This is a genomic window from Synergistaceae bacterium, assembly GCA_031272035.1.
GTDB lineage: Bacteria > Synergistota > Synergistia > Synergistales > Aminobacteriaceae > JAISSA01.
Map to the genome: position 1 here is coordinate 23,649 of JAISUO010000047.1, position 21,171 is coordinate 44,819.

Consider the following 21,171-nt stretch of genomic DNA (forward strand, 5'->3'; position numbering starts at 1 on the left):
TAAAATGACGGACAATAGGCGGGATATAAAATGAGGAGTGTGACCCCCATGGGATCGAACGGTTCTGCCGGTTTTACATCAAAAAGACTGACATGGAAAGGATTTTCCAAAGCTTTGCTTTTTATCTGGGGAATGGCGGGAGGCGTCGCCGCGGGTCATCTTTTTTACCTTGAACGTTACCCGGCCGGACTGGCGATGTTCGCCCTGACCGCTCTTTTCCTGTATTTCGCCGTCGGGGAGCCCCGTCGGCCCCGGAGAGACGACGCCGGGGACAACGTCGTCTCCGGCGGAAAGGGAGACCGGGAAAGCACCCTGAGAGAACTGGCCCTTCTGGTTTCTGAAAATGCCGTAACCGCCGCGAAGAACATCGGACGCACCCTTCCCTGCACTCCCACCGAGCTCTCAAAACTGGAGGATCGGCTGGTGGCCATTTTGGACGAACTGGACGTTCCCGCCGAGGGCAAAAACGCAATCGTCGAGGAAATCGAAAAACTTCGCACGCGAACCCGTCAACTCGAAGGCCGGCGCGCTCTGAGCGGCAGATTTTAGAGCCGGCGGCTCTTTTTTGCCTCAATCCGATCAGCGTCCGGAAGTTTCAGGCGCCGGTTTCCGGATGAGATTTCGGATGAAATTGTGGTTGTACAGGCTTTCATATTTTCCCCGGAACATGATACACTTGAGTCATCGCAGAACAATAAAAACAAAATAGATATTTAAAACATTTTCTTACAAAAAACTGAGGAAAGTGGATGAGTGATGGAGCGTATATTGGTTGTAGACGATAATTTGACGGTTCTGAAACAAATTGGCGTACAGCTCGCGGGAACCTACGACGTTCTTCTCGCGCGGTCGGGAGAGCTGGCTCTCCAGATATGTGCGCAGGAAAGTCCCGATCTCATTCTGCTTGACGTTGAAATGCCGGATATGGACGGGTTCGAAACCATCGCGGAACTCCAGAGAACGCCGCCGCTGAACCAGATCCCCGTCATTTTTCTGACGAGTCGCAACGACGTGGCCACCGAGGTCAGGGCCCTCGAATCAGGGGCCATGGATTTCATAGTCAAGCCGGCCCACCGAGACATCCTCCTGCACAGAATCGACCTTCACCTCCGATGTTCCACCTATCAGCACCATCTGGAGCAGATCGTGAGAGAACTGGAAGACAACGTGGTCATCTCTTTTGCGGAACTGATCGAATATAAGGACGAAAAAATGGGCGGGCATGTTCTGCGGACCAGCAAATACGTGGAACTGCTGGGACGCGCCCTGATGCGGGACGGAAAATACTCCGACGCCTTCAGCGAAAAAGATCTGAACCTCATGATCCGGGCCGCCCCCTTTCATGACATCGGCAAGATAGGCGTAAGCGACGTCTTTCTGCTGAAACGGGGATCCCTGACCCCCGAAGAATACGACGAGGTCAAAAAACACACGGTTATCGGCGCCCAGGTTCTGAAGTCCATTCACGATCGAACCCCCACCCAGGACTATCTCAAATACGCTCAGCTGTTCGCGGAAGGCCACCATGAGCGATACGACGGAAAAGGCTATCCCTACGGACTCGAAGGCGAAGATATTCCCCTGTGCTGCAGGCTCATAGCCGTGGCGAACGTGTACGACGCCTGCATAACGCCCCGTATTTACCGGCCCGCTCTGACCCACGAAGAAGCGCGGCAGGTCATCCTGGCCGGAAAAGGCACGGAGTTTGACCCTTACATTGTGGACGTTTTTGAATCTCTGTACGATGATTTTTCGAAACTGCACGCGAGATCAAGGCTGCTGGGGAAAAGGTTCGGAGGCGACCCGGGGCTGTGAAACGCATCCTCATCGTGGACGACAACATAACGAGTCTGCGGCAGGCTGCCGCTCAGCTTGCCGCGGATTATGAGGTTCTGCTGGCAAAGTCCGGCGCTCTCGCCCTGCAGATCTGCATCCAGGAGAAACCGGATTTGATCCTGCTGGACGTCGAAATGCCGGACATGGACGGATTCGAAACCCTTGCCCGTCTGAGGCAAAATCCCTGGCTGGAGCATATTCCCGTCATCTTCCTCACCTCCCGGGACGACGTCGAAACCGAGGTGCGAGGGCTCTCTCTGGGGGCGAGGGACTTCATTTCAAAGCCCGTGGAAAAAAGCATATTGCTCCACCGCCTCGGACTTCATCTGCGTTTTTCTGCCTGGCAGACCCGTCTGGAAAACTCCGTTATGGAAATGTCGGACGGCATCGCTTCTTCCTTCGCCGACCTGATTGAGTGCCGTGACGAAAGCACGGGAGGCCATGTCATGCGCACCAGCAGATACGTGGAAATCCTGGGGCGGGAAGTGATGAAATGCCGTCACTTTTCGGATGAAATTTCCGCGGAGGAACTGAAGTCCGTTATTCGAGCCGCGCCCCTGCATGACATCGGCAAAATCGCAATCAGCGACCGCATTCTGCTCAAACCGGCACGGCTGAACGAGGTGGAATTCACCGCCATGAAGCGTCACACCATCATCGGGGCCGAAATTCTGAAGCACATGTACGAGCGGACCCCCGCTCAGCGATATTTGCAGTACGCAACCATGATCGCGGCCTCCCACCATGAGCGGTACGACGGAAAAGGCTATCCCCAGGGTCTCGAGGGGAACGATATTCCCCTGATCGGTCGTATTATGGCGGTGGCGGACGTTTATGACGCTCTGGTGGACGACCGCGTCTACCGCAGCGCCATGAGCCCCAGCGAGGCCCGAAGCATTCTTCTGGAGGGCAGGGGCACTCAGTTCGATCCAATTCTCATCGACATTTTCGACGCCTGCAGCAAGGAATTCGAAAAAATGGTAACGGACAGGGGAATTTTTTCATGATTAAGGTATTGACCGCCTGCACGGAAGAACTGGACGACCTGACCTCCAGCGTCGAGCTTCTTCTGGAGCGGCTGGACCTGGAGCACAGCCTGCTGAAAAATTCCGTGGGGCTTTTGGCCTGCTGTGCGGACAGCGTGACGACAGGGCTTGTCAGTGCTCTTGCCGCGCGTCTGCCCTTTGACCTCGTGGGCGTCAACACCCTGGGCAGCGCCACCCCTGGGGGAGGCGGGCAGCTGGTTCTTTCCCTGGCGGTCCTGACCAGTGACGACGTTTCCTTTTCCGCCGGGCTCTCGGACTCTCTGGAGGGAGGATACGAAAAAGGGCTGCGGGACCTCTACGACAGAGTCGCCGGCCCTTTACCGGAAAAGGCCGCGCTGATGCTCTCCTTCGTTCCGGTACTCAAGGGGAAAGTCCCTCTGGATCTGCTGGTGAAACATTTGGACGCAATTTCGGGAAATATTCCGATATTCGGCATGCTTCCTTCCGATTTTACAGCTTTCTTCAGAAAACCTCTCGTTATCTACAACGACCAGGTTCGGGAGGATTCCTTCGCCATGGTCCTTGTGTCGGGGAACATCAAACCCAGGTTCAGAGTCTCCTCAATTCCCGAAAACAAAATCATGAAGCGCAAGGCCATCGTCACCGCGTCCGAGGCCAACATTCTGAAAGAAGTCAACGGCATAGCCGTCATCGAATACATGAAGTCCCTGGGCCTCGTGAGAGAGGGCAAAATCTCGGGAACCCAAACCATTCCCCTGATCGTGGACTGCAACGACGGGACCCCCCCGGCCGTATACGCCATCTATGGACAGACGCCGGAGGGATATGCCGTTCTGGGAGGCACGGCCCCGGTCAACTCCACCATTGGAATCGGGACCATCGACGCCGATGACGTTCTGGAGTCGGCGGAGAGGCTGGTGGAAACGACTCTGAACGAAAGGCGCGATTTTTTGCTGGTGGGGTCCTGCGTGGTCAGAAATTTCGCCCTGAAATGGAAAAACAGAGCGGAACTCGATCTTTTTCGCTCCGGTCTGGGGGAGAATCCCTTCCTGTTCGCCTACACGGGAGGGGAAATCTGTCCGGTACGGGACTCCGACGGGCGTCTGGTGAATCGTTTTCACAACCTGGCTCTGACGACCTGCGCGTTTTGAAAACATCTCCAGATTTATATGACTTTGGAGTAAAATAACTCAAACGGAAGACACTGTCACACAGTCAGAACGACGGCGGGACAGAAGGCGGCGAATTTTTTGTTTGATGAGATTCCAACACCCGAAGAGTATCGGCAGTTAAAAGAAGAAACGGAACGGCTGCGCGGAGAAAACGCAAAGCTGGCCCGACGCCTGAGGACGATGCTGGAACTGGCGGAAAGGGTTCAATCCACCACCGTCGGCAGTATGGCCCTGAGCGCCGTGCTGTCGGCGGAAAGATCCCATCGTGAAATTTTTTTGGACCTGATACTGGAAAACAGCCCCGACATCATCCTTCTGTTCGATCAGGAGGACCGATTTCTTTACTCCACGGATACTTTTCTGAAAAGCGCTCAAATCCGAAACTTTGGATTGATCGGAGGCAGAAAATTTTTCGAGGTGTTCAGCTCCCTGATGGAAGCGGGAGAAGCCCGACGCCTCGCCGATATTTTCGTTAAATCGAAGAAAGAGCGGACCAGCGCCTATCTGGAGTGGACCATCGATTTCAGCAGAAGGGGAAATCCCCACACCTACACCATTCATTTCACTCCCATGCTGGACGGCAAAGGCCGCATCACGGGCTCCATGGCGCTGTTCCACGACCTCACCGACGTTCTGCAGGCCCGTCAGTCCGAGGCGGCCTCTCAGGCAAAAAGCGCCTTCCTCGCCACGATCAGTCACGAGATTCGCACGCCCCTGAACGCCATCATCGGCCTTTCCGAGATGGAACTGCGCAACACGCTGCCGAAGAAAACCCACGAAAACCTGGAAAAAATTTACAACTCGGGGTCGAACCTTCTGAGTATCGTCAACGATATTCTGGACATTTCGAAAATCGAGTCGGGGAGCTTCGAGCTGCTGCCGGCCCGTTACGACATCGCAGCCATGATCAACGATACGGTCCAGCTCAACATGGTTCGCATCGGCTCCAAAAACATCACCTTCGAACTTTTTCTGAACGAAACCCTCCCCTCCTTCTTCTGCGGAGATGAACTGCGAATAAAGCAAATTTTAAATAACCTTCTCTCCAACGCCATCAAATACACGGACGCGGGAAAAGTGACCTTCCGGATCGACTGGGAGTATCGATCGAAAACCGCCTGGCTGATTTTCGAGGTGACCGATACGGGACACGGTATCCGCAGGGAGGACATGGGCAGGCTCTTTTCAAGGTACACCCAGATTACCACCCAGGCGAACCGCCACATCGAGGGAACGGGGCTGGGCCTTTCCATTACGAAGAACCTTGTGGACATCATGGGCGGGACGATCTCGGTGGAAAGTGAATACCAGAAGGGCAGCAGCTTCAAAGTCGAGATTCCCCAGGTCGTGTCCGACGAGACGCCCATCGGCGAAGAAACCGTGAAAAAACTGAAAGAATTTCACTTTATTGAGACAAGGCGCTCTCGAAGCAAAAATCTCATTCGCACCTACATGCCCTGGGGCAAGGTTCTGATCGTGGACGACGTGCCCATCAATCTGGACGTGGCGAAGGGCCTCATGCTCCCCTACGGCCTCACCATCGACTGCGCTGAAAGCGGAGAGGAGGCTCTGGAGAAAATTCGGCAGGAAAAGCCGAAATACGACATCGTGTTCATGGACCACATGATGCCGGGAATGGACGGCATCGAGGCGACCCGAATCATCCGTGAAATGGAAACGGACTACGCCAAAAATCTGCCGGTGGTGGCCCTGACGGCGAACGCGCTCGCCGGAAATCGCGAAATGTTCCTGGCAAACGGATTTAACGGTTTTATCTCGAAGCCCATAGATATTATGCAGCTTGACGCGGTTCTCCGGCAGTGGATTCCCAAACCGGACCGGACGGCGCTGCAATTGATGGAACACACGGAAAAAGACCGGGAAAACGCGAAACCCCTGCTTCCGCGTCAGGAGCTGTTGAAGGGAAAAATCCTGGAGGGCGTGGACCTGGTGGCGGGCATCGAATGCTGCAACGGCGAGGAAGCCTATCTGGACGTTTTACGGTCCTACGCGACCCACACCCCCGACCTGTTGGAACAGATGCTCCAGGTGAGCAGAGAAAATCTCGAAGACTACGTGATTACGGTACACGGACTGAAGGGCGCCAGCTACGGCATACGGGCCGACGCCACAGGCCGGAGGGCGGAGTCGCTGGAGCAGGCGGCCCGGGCGGGACATTTCGAAATGGTGCGGGCGGGGAACGTGTCCTTTGTGGCCACGGTGAAGGACCTGCTTTCCAGACTGGAAGAACTCCTTGCCGGCATATCATCGGAAAGCACGAGGGGAAGGGAACGGGTGGCAGGCCCGGACAGCGCTCTTCTGACAGAGCTGCTGGAGGCCTGCAAACATTACAAATCTTTGCTGATGGAAGAAATTCTCACGGAACTGGAGCGTTACGAATACGAGACGGGAAACGAGCTGATTCAGTGGCTGAGGGAACAGCTCAACGCCCTGGAGTACGAGACGATACGGGAGCGGCTGGAAAACCTCCTCGCAGAAAAAAAGAACTGACGTTCCCGGAATCACCTGTCACAAAGTATCGTATCCATCCGTCTGTTCGCCGGCATCAGCAGGGCATCAGTCCATGCTTGCGCACCGGAGGAAACTCCCGTTTGTTTGTGGTCATGAGCAACGCCTGATACACTGCGGGACGCGTTTCCTCCGGCAGAATAACCCGCTCGACAAACCCTCTTCCCGCCGCGGCGTACGGGTTTGCGAAGGCCTTGCGATATTCCTCGATTTTTTCGAGGCGCAGCGCTTCTTTATCCGCCGAAGCCTCAATCTCTTTGCGAAAGATGATGTTTGCCGCCCCTTCCGCACCCATGACGGCAATTTCCGCGCCCGGCCAGGCCAGCACCACATCTGCGCCAAGGTCTTTGGCGCACATTCCGATGTAGGAACCTCCATAAGCTTTTCGCAGGACAACGCAAATTTTGGGGACGGTCGCCTCGCTGTAGGCGTAAAGAAGCTTCGCCCCGTGTTTGATGATCCCGCCCATTTCCTGCTTCAGACCGGGAAGATAGCCCGGTACGTCCTGAAAGGTGAGGATCGGGATGTTGTAAGCGTCGCAGAGACGGATATGGCGAGCGGCTTTGGTGGAGGCGTCGATATCGAGGCACCCGGCCATGACTTTGGGCTGGTTGGCGATAATGCCCACACTTCTGCCTCCGACGCGGGCAAATCCGATGACGATGTTTTGCGCGAACATCTCCTGAATCTCGAAGAAACCTCCATCGTCGACGACTCTGCGAATGACGTCCCGAACGTCATAGGATTTATTCGACTGAACCGGAACAATCTTCCGCAAAGAGACGTCCATGCGGTCGGGGGTGTCTGCCGTTTCCCGGAAGGGCGGATCTTCCATGTTGTTGTTCGGAAGAAAGGAGAGAGTTTTGCGCACCTGTTCATAGCACTCGTCTTCATTTTTGGCGAAAAAATGCGCCACGCCGGAGGTTTGATTGTGCGCCCGGGCTCCCCCGATCTGTTCCGACGTAACGTCCTCCCCCGTCACCGATTTGATGACCTGCGGGCCGGTGATGTGCATAATCCCAACCTGATCCACCATGAACACGAAATCGGTGAGCGCGGGACTGTAAACGGCGCCCCCCGCGCAGGGGCCGGCGATGATCGAAAACTGGGGAATGACGCCGGAGGCCCTGACGTTGCGATAGAATATCTGACCATAACCGGAGAGCGCGTCGACAGCTTCCTGAATGCGGGCGCCGCCCGAGTCGTTGATCCCGATACACGGCGCGCCGTTCGTCATCGCGAGGTCCAGGATCTTGCAGATTTTTTTGGAGTGCATCTCTCCCAGAGAACCTCCGACAACGGTAAAGTCCTGACTGAACAGGTACACAATTCTTCCGTCGACAGTTCCGTACCCCGTCACCACCCCGTCTCCCAAATAAGACTGTTTTTCCATGCCGAAGTTCGTACAGCGGTGAACGACAAATTCATCGAGTTCCACAAAACTTCCCGGATCCACAATTCGTTCGATGCGCTCTCTGGCGGTCAATTTGCCCTTCTCATGCTGTTTCGCAACGGCTTTTTCTCCGCCCCCCCGAACCGCGGTTTTCCTCTTTTCCTCCAGTTCTTCACAGAGCCTGTCCATGAGAAAAGCCCCGTCTGACTGGAATTGAAGCTGGAATGGAAGCTGGAATTGAAGACGGCAGGTCTCCCGGTAACGACAGTCCGCGAGCCAGAGCTCCTGGGCCTCGTCAACGCCGATTTCCTGAAAGCGAATGACGGTTCCCGGCTGACTTTGCGCGAGCAGGGGAATATCGACGGATATGACCGTCGCAATTTTTGCGTAACCACCCGTCGTCTGCCTGTCAGCCAGCATGATGATTGGCTGACCGTTGGACGGAACCTGAACCGATCCCATGACGATTCCGTCGGAAATGATGTTGCCGTCTTTGACGTGCTCGACGACGGCCCCCTGCAGACGCGCTCCCATGCGGTCGTACTCGTTGGTGACGGCGTAAGAGGCGGAAAAAAAAGTTTCGTACCCTTTCTTCGTAAAGGCGTCACTCTGAGGCCCGCGCACGACCCGCAAAACGACCTCTCCCCCGGGAAATATTTCCGGCGTCAGACTGCGCAGGTCCATTCCGGGCAATGATTTTTTCGGCGCGGTAAAGTTCAGCGCATCCCCCGTTTGCAGTTTCCGTCCCTGATACCCCCCAAAACCGCCTCGCAGATAGGTCGATTTGCTTCCCATTACGAGCGGGACGTTCAGGCCTCCGGCAAAAGCGATATAAGCGCGGCAGCCACTTTTAGAAACGTCCATGGAGAGAACGTCTCCTTTTTTGGCGGCCGTCGCGGAGTAACGACAGATGGGAATTCCGTTGAGGCATGGATTCAAATCCGCTCCCGTTACAGCGAAAACGTTGTCCTCCTCGAAGCGGAGAACGGGGCCGACGAGCGTCGCTTCCAGCGCGGCCTCGTTTTCGTCGTTGTCCACAAGCAGGTTCGCGAGCCTCAGAGATCGCAAATCCATTGCGCCGGCGACAGGGACTCCAAACTGCTGCCAGCCCGTTCGTCCGGCGTCCTGAATGGTCGTCAGGGCTCCTCCTTTCTCAACGACGAGGCTCATGGCCGCACCTCCCTGTTTTCAAAGCGACACCGGTAAACTCCCGCTTCCACCTGTTCGGCAATTTTATCGAACCCGGCCTGATCGACGGACCGGAAACGAACCCACATGCCGGCTTTAAACAAAAAGGGATTTTCTTCCCTCATGTCAAAAATCCTCACCGGCGTCTTTCCGATGACGTTCCAGCCCGTTGGAGCTGTGATGGGGAAAACGATCGACTGATTTGCCCAAATAATGACGGCGCCTCCCTCGACCTTAAGACGCGGAGACTGTCTGCGGGGAATGGTCAGCCCGTTGTCGGACCCCAGGTACCCCATGCCGGGCGTGAATCCCATCATGTAGTTGAAATTATCGTGAGCGGTATGGATATCGATAATTTCCTGCGGAGTTTTTTTGTGGTAAACGGCAACTTCATCAAGGTCGACTCCAAACTCACCTCCGTAAAGAACGGGAATTTCACAGATTTCTTCCTTCGATAAGCTAAAAGAATAATCGAGATCCAAATTTTCAAAACGTTTTTTGCAAGCCTCCAGCAAAGCGCCATACCGAATGACATCAGGGCGATAATTTATCATAAGCGCCCGGTAGGTGGGCACCGTCTCGGCAATCCCCTCGACGGGATTGTCCTCAAGGCATTGTTTCAAAGCGTAAACCCTGCGGCTGACGGCTAAACTGATTTCATCTCCGACCTGTACGGACACCGCAGTGTCGCCAACCGGCAAAAAAGCTGCGTTCATCACCGTATCTCTGTTCACGCGACAAAGTCGTTCAGTTTTGCCACCTGAACACCCTCCGCCGTCAACGCGCTTCTGAGATTTTTAACGATTTCGACGGCCGTGGGCGTATCTCCATGTACGCACACCGAATGAACGGAAACGTCCACCACCTTGCCGGTGATGGTTTCGACCTTCCCCTCTTTGATCATGCGGATGATGCGTTTCGCGGCGAATTCAGCGTCGTGGATCATGGCGCCCGGCTGGCTGCGCGGTACAAGGGTGCAGTCGTCCCGATAAGCGCGGTCCGCAAACACCTCGTTCGCGAAACGCAGGCCCATTTCCTGCGCTTTTCTGATAACCGCTCCATTCACGAAACTCAAAAGAATAATGTTTTTGTCCACTTCCGCCACCGCTTCGCAAATAGCGCGCGCCAGAATTTCGTCCTTGTTGGAGTCGTTTCCCATGGCGCCATGGGCTTTCAGGTGCTCTACCTTCACTCCGCTGGAGGCGGCGAAGGCCATTAACGCTCCCAACTGGTACTTCACGCAGGCCTTCGCTTCCTCAAAGGACAGCTCCATATGCCGCCGTCCAAAGCCCATCAGGTCGGGATAGGAGGGATGCGCGCCCACCGCGACGCCCGCTTTGGCGCACATTTTCACCGTATTCTCCATAATGATGGGATCCCCCGCGTGCCATCCGCAGGCCATGTTGACGGAAGAGACGTGTTTAATGATTTCGGAATCCATTCCCAGTTTATAAGCGCCGAAACTTTCTCCAAGGTCACTGTTCAGATCGATCTTATGCATTGTGCTCACTTCCTTTTTTATAAACGGCTTCTTTACAGCCAAACAGTTTTTCTTCCAGTTCCTCATCTTTTATGTCCGCAACCAGCATACAGGCGGGGGTATGCGTGATCACCAGGTCGGGTTTGGCGTTCTCTATCGCCGCCTGAGGCGTCACACCGCAGGCCCAGAAAACGGGAACCTCCCCTTCGTTGAAGCGGGTTGGAACTCCCCAGTCCGGCTTATTCAGGTCTACACCGAGTTTGGAAGGGTCTCCATGATAGAGAGGCATCCCATGAACGTGCGGCAGTCTGCCCGTAACCTCGTAAGCCAGGTCCACCTTACTCTCCGGCACGGGACGCATGGTCGCGACGACGGGGCCCTTGAAAATACCCGCCGGGGCGCAGGGTATACAGGTTTTGTACACGGAAACCATGTGACCGTCGACGATGTTGCGGATTTCAATGCCCGCTTTCGTCAGAGCGTTTTCAAACGAGAAGCTGCACCCGATCAGAAAGCAGACAAAGTCATTTTGCCAGCAGCCTGTAATGTCATAAGGCTCGTCAACGAGGACGCCATTTCGAAAAACCCTGTAACGGGGAATATCCGTGCGAATGTCGGCATGATCCGCGATTTTTTTCAGAAAAGGATCCCCCGGCTCCGTGATTTCCAGGATTGGGCAGGGTTTGGGGTTGCGCTCCGCGAATTTTCTAAAATCTTCCGCGTACTTTTGAGCTAAAATAACCAGATTGGCCTGCACAAAACCGGAGCACATCCCCGAAGTTTCCCCGGTGATTTTTTGTTCCCGGATAAGCCGACGGAGGTCTTTTGGAGACATTTCAGCATAATTTGCCATAACATACACCCTCTTTCAGGCAGGACACGATTCCTGGAGCTTTTGCGTTTATTACGCCAGTTTTGCCAAAGCTCCCTCGATTCTCCTCATGCCCTCCTCCAAATTTTTCATGGAATTCGAGTAGGAAATTCTCACGTTGTCCGGAGCCTCGAAGGCCACGCCGGGCACAACGGAAACAAGCGCCTCTTCCAGCAGGTATTTGCAAAAATCGACGGAATTCTCGATTCGCCCGCCGTCGGGCGTTTTTTTGCCGTAATAGGAACTGACGTCCGGCATGAGGTAAAAAGCGCCCTCCGAGTTCGCGCAGGCGACGCCAGGCAACGCCCTGAGACGCTCTGCCATGTACAGCCGTCTTTGGGCAAACTCGGATTTCATTTCTTCGATGGACTGCTGAGAGCCCTTCAGCGCCGCCAGCGCGGCCCATTGCACGAAAGATGTGCTGTTTGAGGTCGTATGCCCCTGCAGGGAACGAATGGAAGCCGCCACATCGGAGGGCGACGCGCTGTATCCTATGCGCCAGCCTGTCATCGCGTAGGCTTTGGAAAAACCGTTGACGGTAATCGTATGTTCCCGAATGTCCTTCGATAAAGAAGCGATGCTGACGTGTCTGCTCTGTCCATAAATGAGTTTTTCATAGACTTCATCGGAAATGACGTAAAAATCGTGCTCCACAGCCATTTCTCCCAGTTCTCTCAGGGCCGCTTCGCCGTACACCGCTCCTGACGGATTGTTGGGAGTGTTGATGATCACGGCCCTGGTTCGGGGAGACAAAACCCGTCGAATGGCCTCGTTGTCAAGCTGAAAATCGGCGTCCGTTTCGACGAGAACCGGCGCGGCATCGGCCAGTTTTACGATTTCGACGTAACTGACCCAGCAGGGCTTTGGAATTATGACCTCATCGCCGGGGTTGCAGATGGACAAAACGGCATTGTTCAGCGCCTGCTTGGCACCGGTGGAGACGACGATTTCGTCGGGCGCGTAAAAAACGCCGTTTTCCGTTTCGAGTTTCTCGCTGATGGCTTTACGGAGAGGCAGGATACCGTCCACCGCCGTGTATTTCGTTTCTCCCTTCAGCATGGCTTCCGCGCAGGCGTCAATGATGAAACGGGGCGTGTTAAAATCCGGCTCGCCTACATTGAAACCAATAATATTCCTGCCCTCGGCTCTGAGACGCGCCACCGTGCTGTTGATTTCCATGGTCGCGGAAGGAGTCATGCGCAGAACGCGTTCACTTTTCATTTCTCGGCGTACCCTCTTTCATATACGGATTTCCACAGATTTCAGGTTCACGACTTACGATCATAAGCGGTTTTTATCCGCTCGACTTTCATTTGAACCCAGTCGAATGGATTGACGGTCCGGTTGTACATATCCGGCAGGCGCTCGTCCAAGTCCCGTTCCAGCGAAAACAGCCCGTCTATCAGCTTCGACGTTTCGTAACGCAGCAGAAGCAATATCTCCTCGCGGAGGCGTTTTCTTCGCAATTCTTCAAAAGTTTTCGAGGTATTTACCGCTTCCCGGTGCTTCAGAATGGTTTCCATCAATTCGACCACGCCCTCGCTCTGAAGAGCGGAGGTCAGGACAACGGGCGTCTTCCAGGTTTCGCTTCCGGACTCTCCGCTCAGTAACTGCGCGGCTCTCAGCATGTTCGCGAACTCCTCCGCACCCTCCCGGTCGGCTTTGTTGACGACCAGGACGTCAGCAATTTCGAGAATTCCCGCTTTCAGGGTCTGAACGTCATCCCCCAGGCCAGGGACCGAAACCACCAGGGTGGTGTCGGCGATTCGCGCGATTTCCACCTCCGACTGCCCCACTCCGACGGTTTCTATAAGGATGAAGGCGCACCCGCAGGCATCGAAGATCCGGATCGCGCTCAGGACGGATTCTGAAAGTCCTCCAAGGTGGCCCCTTGTGGCCATGCTGCGAATAAAGACGTTCTCGTCCAGAGTCAGGTCGTTCATCCGAATCCGGTCTCCCAGAATGGCGCCCCCGGAAAAGGGGCTGCTGGGATCCACGGCGACGATGCCGATTTTTTGGCCGTCTTTTCTCAATAATTTGGCCAATTTATCGGTCAGGGTACTTTTACCGGAGCCCGGAGGCCCCGTGATCCCTATCAGCCAGGCGCGACCCGTCTTCGCGTAAACTCGCCTCGATATCTCAAGGCACATTTCAGGGTCGTTCTCCGCAAGCGTTATCAACTTCGAAACCGCCCTGCGATTCGCGGAAAAGGCGTCTTTCAAAAGTTTTTCCAGACCCGGGCCGTCGGCCTTTCGTCCATTCATTTTTATTGCTGAAGCCGCTTCTGTTCCACGGCTTTCTTCACCCAGGCCACCGCTTCCCGGCTTGGCGTTCCCGGAGTAAAAACTTCGGCGATGCCGTTTTCCTTCAGGAACGGAATGTCCTTATCGGGAATGACGCCGCCTCCGATGACGAGAATATCCTGTCCTTCCCGCTCTCTGAGACACTGCACAACGCGGGGGAAGAGAGTGTTGTGCGCGCCGGAGAGAATGCTCATGGCGACCACGTCCACGTCTTCCGCCGTGGCAGCGGCCGCGATTTGCTCGGGTGTCTGACGAAGGCCCGTGTAGATAACCTCGAACCCCGCGTCGCTCATGGCCTTGGCGATAATTTTCGCGCCGCGGTCATGTCCGTCCAGCCCCGGTTTTGCAACTAAAATTCGAATTTTGTCTTCCGACATTTTTACACCTCTCAGGTTCGCTTTTCAGATAAATTTACTCAAATGGTTTTGACCGCTTCATACTCGCCGAAGATTTTTCGCATGCTGTCACAGATTTCGCCCAGTGTGGCGTATGATTTCACCGCCCGCAGAATGAACGGCATGAGGTTGACTTTTTCGTCCCGGCAGGCCGCGGAAAGGGCTTCGAGGGCCGCCTGACATTCCACGTTATCCCGGCGGTTCATCAGGGCCTTCTTCTTTTCGATCTGAATCTCCTGTACGACGGGATCCACCGAAGTCAAATCCACATCGGCCCGGTCGTTGCCGGTGAATTTATTCACCCCGATAACCGTCTTCTTTCCGTCCTCGACAGCCATTTGCTGAACATAGGCGCTCTTCGAAATTTCGTTCTGCATCCATCCGCGTTCGATGGCCGCCACCGCTCCGCCCATATCGATAATTTTTTGAATCAGGGATTCGGCGTCGCTCTCGAACCGGTCCGTCATGTTTTCAATGTAATAGGAGCCGGCAAGGGGATCGACCACGTCCGCCGCCCCGCTTTCGTAAGCGATGATTTGCTGGGTTCGAACGGCCAGCGTCGCGGACTCTTCCGTGGGAATCGAAAGCGCCTCGTCGAACGCGCAGGTCGCCATTGAATTCGTCCCGCCCATGACCGCGCCCAAGGCCTGCAACGAAACGCGAATCACGTTGTTGAGGGGCTGCTGGGCGGTTAAAACGCTCCCGGATGTATGTACATGAACGCGCAGCATCCAGGAAGACGGCTTTTTCGCCCCGAACCGCTCCCTGAGAATTTTTGCCCAAAGCCTTCTCGCGGCGCGAAATTTCGCCACTTCCTCCAGCAGCCGGATGTCTGCCGTGAAGATCCATGAAATACGCCCCGCGAAGTCGTCGATGTCCAGTCCGGCGTCGATGGCGGTCTGGATGTATTCAATGGCGTTGGCGAAGGCAAAAGCGATCTCCTGCGTCGGGGTCGCGCCGGCCTCGCGGATGTGGTACGCGCCGAGGCTTATGGTGTTCCAGTTCGGGATGACGTTTTTGCAGTACTCAAAAATATTGGCGGTCAGGCGCATCGAAGGGCGCGGGGGATAAATGTAGGTGCCTCGCGCGATATATTCCTTGAGGACGTCATTCTGCGTGGTGCCCCTGAGCTTATCCGGGGCGACGCCCTGTTTTTCTCCCACTGCCTGATACATGGCCAGCATCACCGCCGCCGGCGAGTTGATGGTCATCGACGTGCTGACCTTATCGAGAGGGATGCCCTCGAACAGAGCTTCCATGTCCTCCAGAGAGTCGATGGCCACTCCGACTTTGCCGACCTCCCCGTCGCTGAAAGGGTGATCGGAATCGTAACCGATTTGCGTCGGCATATCGAACGCGACGGAAAGGCCCGTCACCCCCTGCTTCAGCAAATAACGGAAACGCTCGTTCGTTTCTTTGGCGGTCGCGAATCCCGAATAACTGCGCATGGTCCAGAACCGTCCCCTGTACATGGTGGCCTGGCCTCCGCGGGTCATCGGATACTGACCAGGAAACCCGATCTTCTTCACATAACCCTCGTAAGACGTATCGACGTCCAACGGCGTATAAATTCTCCCGTCCTGAAGATTTTCCCGTTCAGGCGTTTTGGCCAGAGCTTTGGCCAGCGGCCCCTCCTGCCATTCCTGCCTGGCTTTTTCAAGAATATGCACGTCGTTCTCCATAACAGATTTTCTCCTTCCACCGTCAAATAATGCCGTTTCGAGAAAAGGACGCGATTTCTTCCTTTGTGTAACCCAATTCCGTCAGAATTTTCTCGTTGTGTTCGCCGAGTTTGGGGGCCGTCGTCTCAAGGCGGCCCGGCGTTTCAGATAGCTTTATGGGCTGGCCCAACTGCCGGTAGCGTCCCAGCTCGGCGTCTTCCACGTCCACGACCAGCTCATTTTCGACAACATGCGGATCTTCGAAAACCTCATCCAGGTTTTTGATTGGCGTTATGCAGGTCTCGCGTCCCTCGAGCTTTTGGAGCCATTCATTCAGCGTATGTTCCCTGAACGTCGATTCCAGCAGATTTTTGAGCGCCGGAAAATTTTTTTTGTCGTCGATGGCGTCCGAAAGGTCTTCCCGGCCAAGGACGCCGCAGAGGTTCTTCCAGAATTTCTTTTCAAGAGCTCCGCAGGCGAGGTACCGGCCGTCTTTTGTGCGATAAATGTTATAGTGAGGCCAGCCGCCGGTCAAACGGCCTTCGCCTCGCGTGGGAATCCCTCCCCCTCCGAAAAGAACGCTGGCATCCGCGGGCAGCATGGCGATCGCCGCCGAAAAAAGAGACGCGTCCACCTGCTGACCCCGACCGGTGACGCCGCGCCCCTGAAGGGCCACAAGAATCCCGATGACGGCCATGAGACCGCCCGCGAGGTCGGCGATCTGTATTCCCGGAATGACCGGATCGCCGGTGGGTTTTCCCGTCAGGGAAGGAATGCCGGCGGAGCCGACGTAGTTCAGGTCGTGCCCCGCCTCCATCCGGTAAGGCCCCGTCTGTCCGTAACCGCTCAGCGAACAGAACACGAGCCTCGGATTGAGCTCAGACAGCGCCTCGTAGTCCAGTCCCAGTTTTTTCATAACGCCCGGGCGGAAGCTCTCGATCACGACGTCGGCGTTTCGGGCCAGTTTGCGAAAAATCTCTTTTCCTTCCGGTTTTTTCAAATCAAGCGTCAGACTTTTCTTGTTTCTGTTGATGATAAGAAAGCGGTATCCCCTGTCGCCGCGCATGGGCTCGTAACCCCGGGCATAGTCTCCTTCGCCGGGCTGCTCCACTTTAATGACCTCGGCTCCGAAGTCCGCCAGGAACATCGTCGCGAAAGGCCCCGGCAGGAGCCGCGTCAGATCGAGAACTTTTATTCCCTCAAGAGCGTTCATTTTTTCTCCTCGCAGAATCAATATATAAGTGTATTGGAAATCAGCTTGTTTCTCTGTCTTTTTTCATACTTTTTTCATATTTTTTTCATGCTTCCCGTTTCGCGGAAACGTCTGTGCCACTCGAAACAGCTCTCCAGCATTTGAGGTTCATGACCTCCGACGCGTTCAACGCTTTCCCTCAGATAACGGAAAAGCTCTTCTTTATAGACAGGGCTCGCGCAGTTTTCGATGACGGCGGCTGCGCGCTCCACGGGCGTTTTGCTCCGCAGGTCGGCTACTCCGTCGTCGGTGACGAGGACGTCGATATAATGCGCGCTGATGTCCTGCACCGTCACCTTCGGGACGATTCTTGAGATGTCGCCGTTTTTTCCGGCGGAGGGCAGAAGCATTATGGAAAGGCCCGCGTTATGGGCGAACGTGGTTCCTCCGCCCGTTCCGTTCACCACCCGGCTTCCCATCGCGTGGCTGAGGTTGGCGTTACCGTAAATATCGACCTCCACAGCGCTGTTCATCGAAATAATTTGCATACGGTCGATAATTTCAGCACAGTTGTTCACTTCGAGGGGACGCAGAACGATTCGTTCTCTGTATCCCCGGGGATCGGAAGCGAAAATATCTCTGACTTTCCTGGTCGTGTGGACGGAACATCCGGAGGCGCAAATCGCCTGCCCGCTCGCCAGAAGCTCGACGTTGGCCTCCTGCAGAAGGCCGCAGAAAAACTCCAGATCCCTGAAATCGGTTTTTTGAAGCAATTTGACCAGGCTGTTGGCCATGTTCCCGATTCCGGACTGAATGGGGGGAAACTTCTTCCACCGCCGCCGGCGACGCTCCAGCTCCAGAAAGTTGAAAAGGTTGTCCGCAAGTTTTTTGACGGACTCGTCCGGTTCTTTATAGGCTGCGTCCACGCCGGGCTTTTCCGTTTCCACGACGCCGATGACTTTCCGGGGGTCGAAGGACAACCCGAAGCTGCCGATGCGCTCTCCCACGCGGCGCAGGGGAATCGGCGCTTTTCCGGGTCCGGTTTCAGGCCGGTAAATATCGTGCATTCCCTCCAGTTCCTTCGCCTGCGTGGAGTTGATCTCAATGAGAATCTGTTCGGCATGATCGACAAAGAGCGGACTGAGCCCGACTCCGGAGGTCAGGATCAGCTCATCGCCGGAAGTGACGCGCAGCGCTTCGATAACGGCCACGTCGATTTTTCCCAGAGAACCGTTTCTCACCGCGGGGGCGACGCGGGAGAGGGGCATCTCCACAAATTCGATCCGGCCTTTGTTGACCGCCGCCGCACATACGGGCGTCATCTGGAACGGCGTCAGTCTTTTCACGATGCCGGCCTCCACGCACTCCGATTCGATTTCGGTTCCAAGATTCGAGCTGTTCAGAAGGTTGATCTGAATTGAGTCGCCCCTTTTTCCCCGTTCGGCCAAAGCGTGCAGAATGGCCTTCGGGTACCCGGCCGCGGCAAAACCGCTGGTCGCCACGGTCATGCCGTCGTGGATCAGCGCCGCGGCGTCTTCCGCGGACATGAGTTTCTCCTTCATTCGATTACAGCGGCCGGAAGACATGCGCGCCTCATCTCCGTCTCATCGCTTCCGCAGGGCCTTCGCGGCCTCGAAGCCCGCGTCGAACGCCTTTTGATTGACCTCGTGCAGCGAAGGGGGAAAACGCTGAGCGATGGCCTTACGAACGGATTCGGCCCCGACAAATTCTCCCAAAGCGACAATCGCCCCCATGGCGACGACGTTTGCCGTGATGTCCCTGCCCGTAACTGTTTGAGCGATTTCCGTCATGGGAATGGAATAAACCCTTTCAATTCCCTCCGGCAGAGAACGGACGAACGCCGGATCCACCAGCAGGATGCCCTTCGCGCCCAGGTCTCCGCAATATTTGTCGCAGGCCTGCTGCGTCATGGCGAGGAGCAGGTCCAAGCTCTGAGCTTCCGGATAGTTGATGGGCGAGTCGTCGATAATGAGTTCGGACCGGCACGCGCCGCCCCGCGACTCCGGACCGTAGGATTTGGTCAGGATGATTTCCATGTTTTCGTAACTGCCGGCGGCTTCGGCGAAAATATCCCCAAGGAGCATCATGCCCTGGCCCCCCGATCCGCTGAATCGAATCTCATAATGCCTCGACATTTTTATTCCTCTTCCTTCGCGTTTTTGATGAGGACGTCGTACTGCTCCGTGTACTCGGGCAGGTTCGTGCGGTTCACAAACTCGCCTGTAATGATTTTGCCGCTCAACTCGTCCGGGGTCATGTTTTTCGCCTGCGCAGCCGTGATGAAACGCGTCTTTTTGTCCGCCAGCATGGCCACCGCGTCGCCCAGTTTGTTGATGCGTCCGAAAAGGGTCGGGCAGTCGCAGATGGCCTCGACGACGGAAAATCCCCTGTGATTCAGGGCTTTTTCAAATTGACTGACCATCATGGTCGCGTTGGCGATGGTCGAGCGCGCCACATAGGTTGCGCCGGATGTCGCGGCAAGGGAGCAGATATCGAAATTGGGCTCGATATTTCCATACACGGACGTTTTGGTTCTGGCGTTCACAGGGGTGGTCGGCGAATATTGTCCGCCGGTCATTCCATAGTTGGCGTTGTTGAAAACGACGGTGGTGATGTCAATGTTTCTCCGGCAGGCATGAATGAAATGATTGCCCCCAATCGACGTGCAGTCTCCGTCTCCCGTCAGGACAATGACCTTCAGTTCCGGGTTGTGCATTTTAACTCCGGTGGCGTAGGCCAGCGCCCGGCCGTGGTTGGTGTGCATGCCGCAGAAATTCATGTAGCCGTTGGCGCGGCTGGAGCATCCGATTCCGGCGACCAGAACGATTTTGTCCTGCTCAAGCCCCGTTTTATCGATCGCGTGAAGCAGGGCGTTGACGACCGTCCCGTTGCCGCACCCGGGACACCAGATATGAGGCAGTTTATCCTGACGCAGATATTTGTCGAAAATATGTTCTTTTCTTTCAGTACGCTCAGTCATTTGTCTGAAGCTCCCTGATCGTCGTCAAAATCTTTTGCGCGGAGATGATTTTTCCGTTATTCTGCGTCACGCGCCTTACATTCGTCCCGCCGGCGGACTCTCTCACCATGTGAAAAAGTTGTCCTTCGTTCATTTCGCATGTGACGATGGTTCTGACCTGCCCGGCCAGTTCGGCAAGGCGACGTTCCGGGAACGGCCAAAGCGTTATGGGGCGCAGCAAACCAACCCTGATGCCCTCGTTTCTGGCCTGGTCGATGGCGGCTTTGGCGGAGCGGGACACCATGCCGACGGCGGAGAGAAGGATTTCGGCATCCTCGGTTCTGTACTCTTCGTATTTCTCGATATCGCCGCGGTTGTTTTCAACTTTGGAGAGCAGCCTCCTGATTTGAAGTCCAATCTGTTCCGGTTCATTCGTAACCGGAAAACCCGTTTCATCGTGAATGATGCCGCTCACATACCATTTGTAACCGTCACCGAATTTTGCCATGGGAGGAACTCCCGTTCCGTCGTCCTGATAGGGCTTATAATCGTTTTTCGCGCAGGTGGGAGTCTTTCTGTTGACGATTTCGTACTCCTTCGCCTCCGGAATGCGAACTCGCTCGCTCATGTGGGCCAGCATCGCGTCTGAAAGGATGTGGACCGGCGTGCGGTATTTTTCGGCGAGGTTGAAAGCCCGTATCGTCTCGACGTAAACCTCTCCCACCGACGCGGGGGCCAGAGCGATCACGGGATGGTCCCCGTGGGTTCCCCATTTCGTCTGCATGAAATCTCCCTGGGCCGGAGCCGTTGCAACGCCCTGGCAGGGTCCCTGACGCATCACGTCGACGATAACGATGGGAACTTCCGCGATAATGGCGAATCCCAGATTTTCCTGCATCAGAGAAATTCCCGGACCGCTGGTCGCCGTCATCGCTTTCGCTCCCGCAAACGAGGCGCCGATCACAGCCGCGATCGAGGCAATCTCGTCCTCCATCTGCATAAACTTTCCATCTTTTTTGGGCAGGAGGGCAGAGGCGATTTCCGCGATTTCGGTCGCCGGCGTAATGGGGTATCCGGCGAAAAAATTCATCCCCGCGACGACAGCGCCGCGCACACAGGCCTCGTTTCCCGTCATAATCGCAAAACGATCTTCCATTTTCCCCT

At 55.5% G+C, this 21,171-nt stretch carries 18 protein-coding genes and 1 pseudogene; 5 read left to right on the forward strand and 14 right to left on the reverse strand.

Annotated features, from left to right (window positions below):
- The first annotated feature begins 30 nt into the window (after positions 1-30).
- From LBR61_05800 to LBR61_05820, 5 genes are all read left to right on the forward strand, one after another.
- Positions 31-549, forward strand: a complete 519-nt coding sequence (locus tag LBR61_05800) for a hypothetical protein (GenBank protein ID MDR1731591.1) — start codon at positions 31-33, stop codon at positions 547-549.
- 207 nt (positions 550-756) lie between these two features.
- A complete protein-coding gene (locus LBR61_05805; GenBank protein MDR1731592.1) occupies positions 757-1,815 on the forward strand; it encodes a response regulator in 1,059 nt (352 codons plus the stop codon).
- Complete coding sequence (locus LBR61_05810; GenBank protein MDR1731593.1) at positions 1,812-2,843, forward strand: response regulator; 1,032 nt, start codon at positions 1,812-1,814, stop codon at positions 2,841-2,843. The genes LBR61_05805 and LBR61_05810 overlap by 4 nt, the downstream gene beginning before the upstream one ends.
- Positions 2,840-3,994, forward strand: a complete 1,155-nt coding sequence (locus LBR61_05815; GenBank protein MDR1731594.1) for an FIST C-terminal domain-containing protein — start codon at positions 2,840-2,842, stop codon at positions 3,992-3,994. Before LBR61_05810 ends, LBR61_05815 begins: the two co-directional genes overlap by 4 nt.
- Before the next feature lie 99 nt (positions 3,995-4,093).
- Entirely contained in the window at positions 4,094-6,526 is a 2,433-nt protein-coding gene (locus LBR61_05820) for a response regulator (protein MDR1731595.1), read from the forward strand.
- Between the two features lie 55 nt (positions 6,527-6,581).
- Here LBR61_05820 and LBR61_05825 read toward each other — a convergent pair whose 3' ends face one another.
- From LBR61_05825 to LBR61_05890, 14 genes and pseudogenes are all read right to left on the reverse strand, one after another.
- Positions 6,582-8,126: a methylmalonyl-CoA carboxyltransferase gene (locus LBR61_05825; GenBank protein ID MDR1731596.1), complete on the reverse strand. Its 1,545-nt coding sequence runs from the start codon at positions 8,124-8,126 to the stop codon at positions 6,582-6,584.
- A gap of 87 nt (positions 8,127-8,213) precedes the next feature.
- A pseudogene (locus tag LBR61_05830) lies at positions 8,214-9,107 on the reverse strand (biotin-dependent carboxyltransferase family protein).
- Positions 9,104-9,841 (reverse strand): 5-oxoprolinase subunit PxpB, encoded by a 738-nt coding sequence (gene pxpB / locus LBR61_05835; GenBank protein MDR1731597.1) that lies wholly within the window; start codon positions 9,839-9,841, stop codon positions 9,104-9,106. Before pxpB ends, LBR61_05830 begins: the two are co-directional and overlap by 4 nt.
- Positions 9,842-9,855: 14 nt before the next feature.
- The gene (locus tag LBR61_05840) at positions 9,856-10,626 is read right to left on the reverse strand and encodes a 5-oxoprolinase subunit PxpA (GenBank protein MDR1731598.1); all 771 of its coding nucleotides are present in this window, start codon (positions 10,624-10,626) and stop codon (positions 9,856-9,858) included.
- Positions 10,619-11,458 carry a putative hydro-lyase gene (locus LBR61_05845; GenBank protein MDR1731599.1) on the reverse strand — a complete coding sequence of 280 codons (840 nt, stop codon included), beginning with the start codon at positions 11,456-11,458 and terminating at the stop codon, positions 10,619-10,621. The genes LBR61_05840 and LBR61_05845 overlap by 8 nt, the downstream gene beginning before the upstream one ends.
- A gap of 51 nt (positions 11,459-11,509) precedes the next feature.
- On the reverse strand, positions 11,510-12,697 hold the full coding sequence (locus LBR61_05850; protein MDR1731600.1) for a pyridoxal phosphate-dependent aminotransferase: 1,188 nt from the start codon (positions 12,695-12,697) through the stop codon (positions 11,510-11,512).
- Positions 12,698-12,744: 47 nt separating this feature from the next.
- Positions 12,745-13,740 carry a methylmalonyl Co-A mutase-associated GTPase MeaB gene (gene meaB / locus LBR61_05855; GenBank protein MDR1731601.1) on the reverse strand — a complete coding sequence of 332 codons (996 nt, stop codon included), beginning with the start codon at positions 13,738-13,740 and terminating at the stop codon, positions 12,745-12,747.
- A 2-nt stretch (positions 13,741-13,742) separates the two neighbouring features.
- The gene (locus LBR61_05860) at positions 13,743-14,156 is read right to left on the reverse strand and encodes a cobalamin B12-binding domain-containing protein (protein ID MDR1731602.1); all 414 of its coding nucleotides are present in this window, start codon (positions 14,154-14,156) and stop codon (positions 13,743-13,745) included.
- Between the two features lie 38 nt (positions 14,157-14,194).
- The gene (locus LBR61_05865) at positions 14,195-15,856 is read right to left on the reverse strand and encodes a methylmalonyl-CoA mutase family protein (GenBank protein ID MDR1731603.1); all 1,662 of its coding nucleotides are present in this window, start codon (positions 15,854-15,856) and stop codon (positions 14,195-14,197) included.
- Positions 15,857-15,878: 22 nt separating this feature from the next.
- A complete protein-coding gene (locus LBR61_05870) occupies positions 15,879-17,048 on the reverse strand; it encodes a CoA transferase (GenBank protein ID MDR1731604.1) in 1,170 nt (389 codons plus the stop codon).
- 74 nt (positions 17,049-17,122) lie between these two features.
- Positions 17,123-18,589 carry a hypothetical protein gene (locus LBR61_05875; GenBank protein MDR1731605.1) on the reverse strand — a complete coding sequence of 489 codons (1,467 nt, stop codon included), beginning with the start codon at positions 18,587-18,589 and terminating at the stop codon, positions 17,123-17,125.
- A gap of 42 nt (positions 18,590-18,631) precedes the next feature.
- Positions 18,632-19,183 carry a 2-oxoacid:acceptor oxidoreductase family protein gene (locus tag LBR61_05880; GenBank protein ID MDR1731606.1) on the reverse strand — a complete coding sequence of 184 codons (552 nt, stop codon included), beginning with the start codon at positions 19,181-19,183 and terminating at the stop codon, positions 18,632-18,634.
- A gap of 2 nt (positions 19,184-19,185) precedes the next feature.
- Positions 19,186-20,028 carry a 2-oxoacid:ferredoxin oxidoreductase subunit beta gene (locus LBR61_05885; protein ID MDR1731607.1) on the reverse strand — a complete coding sequence of 281 codons (843 nt, stop codon included), beginning with the start codon at positions 20,026-20,028 and terminating at the stop codon, positions 19,186-19,188.
- Positions 20,021-21,163 carry a 2-oxoacid:acceptor oxidoreductase subunit alpha gene (locus tag LBR61_05890; protein MDR1731608.1) on the reverse strand — a complete coding sequence of 381 codons (1,143 nt, stop codon included), beginning with the start codon at positions 21,161-21,163 and terminating at the stop codon, positions 20,021-20,023. The genes LBR61_05885 and LBR61_05890 overlap by 8 nt, the downstream gene beginning before the upstream one ends.
- Between the last annotated feature and the right edge of the window lie 8 nt (positions 21,164-21,171).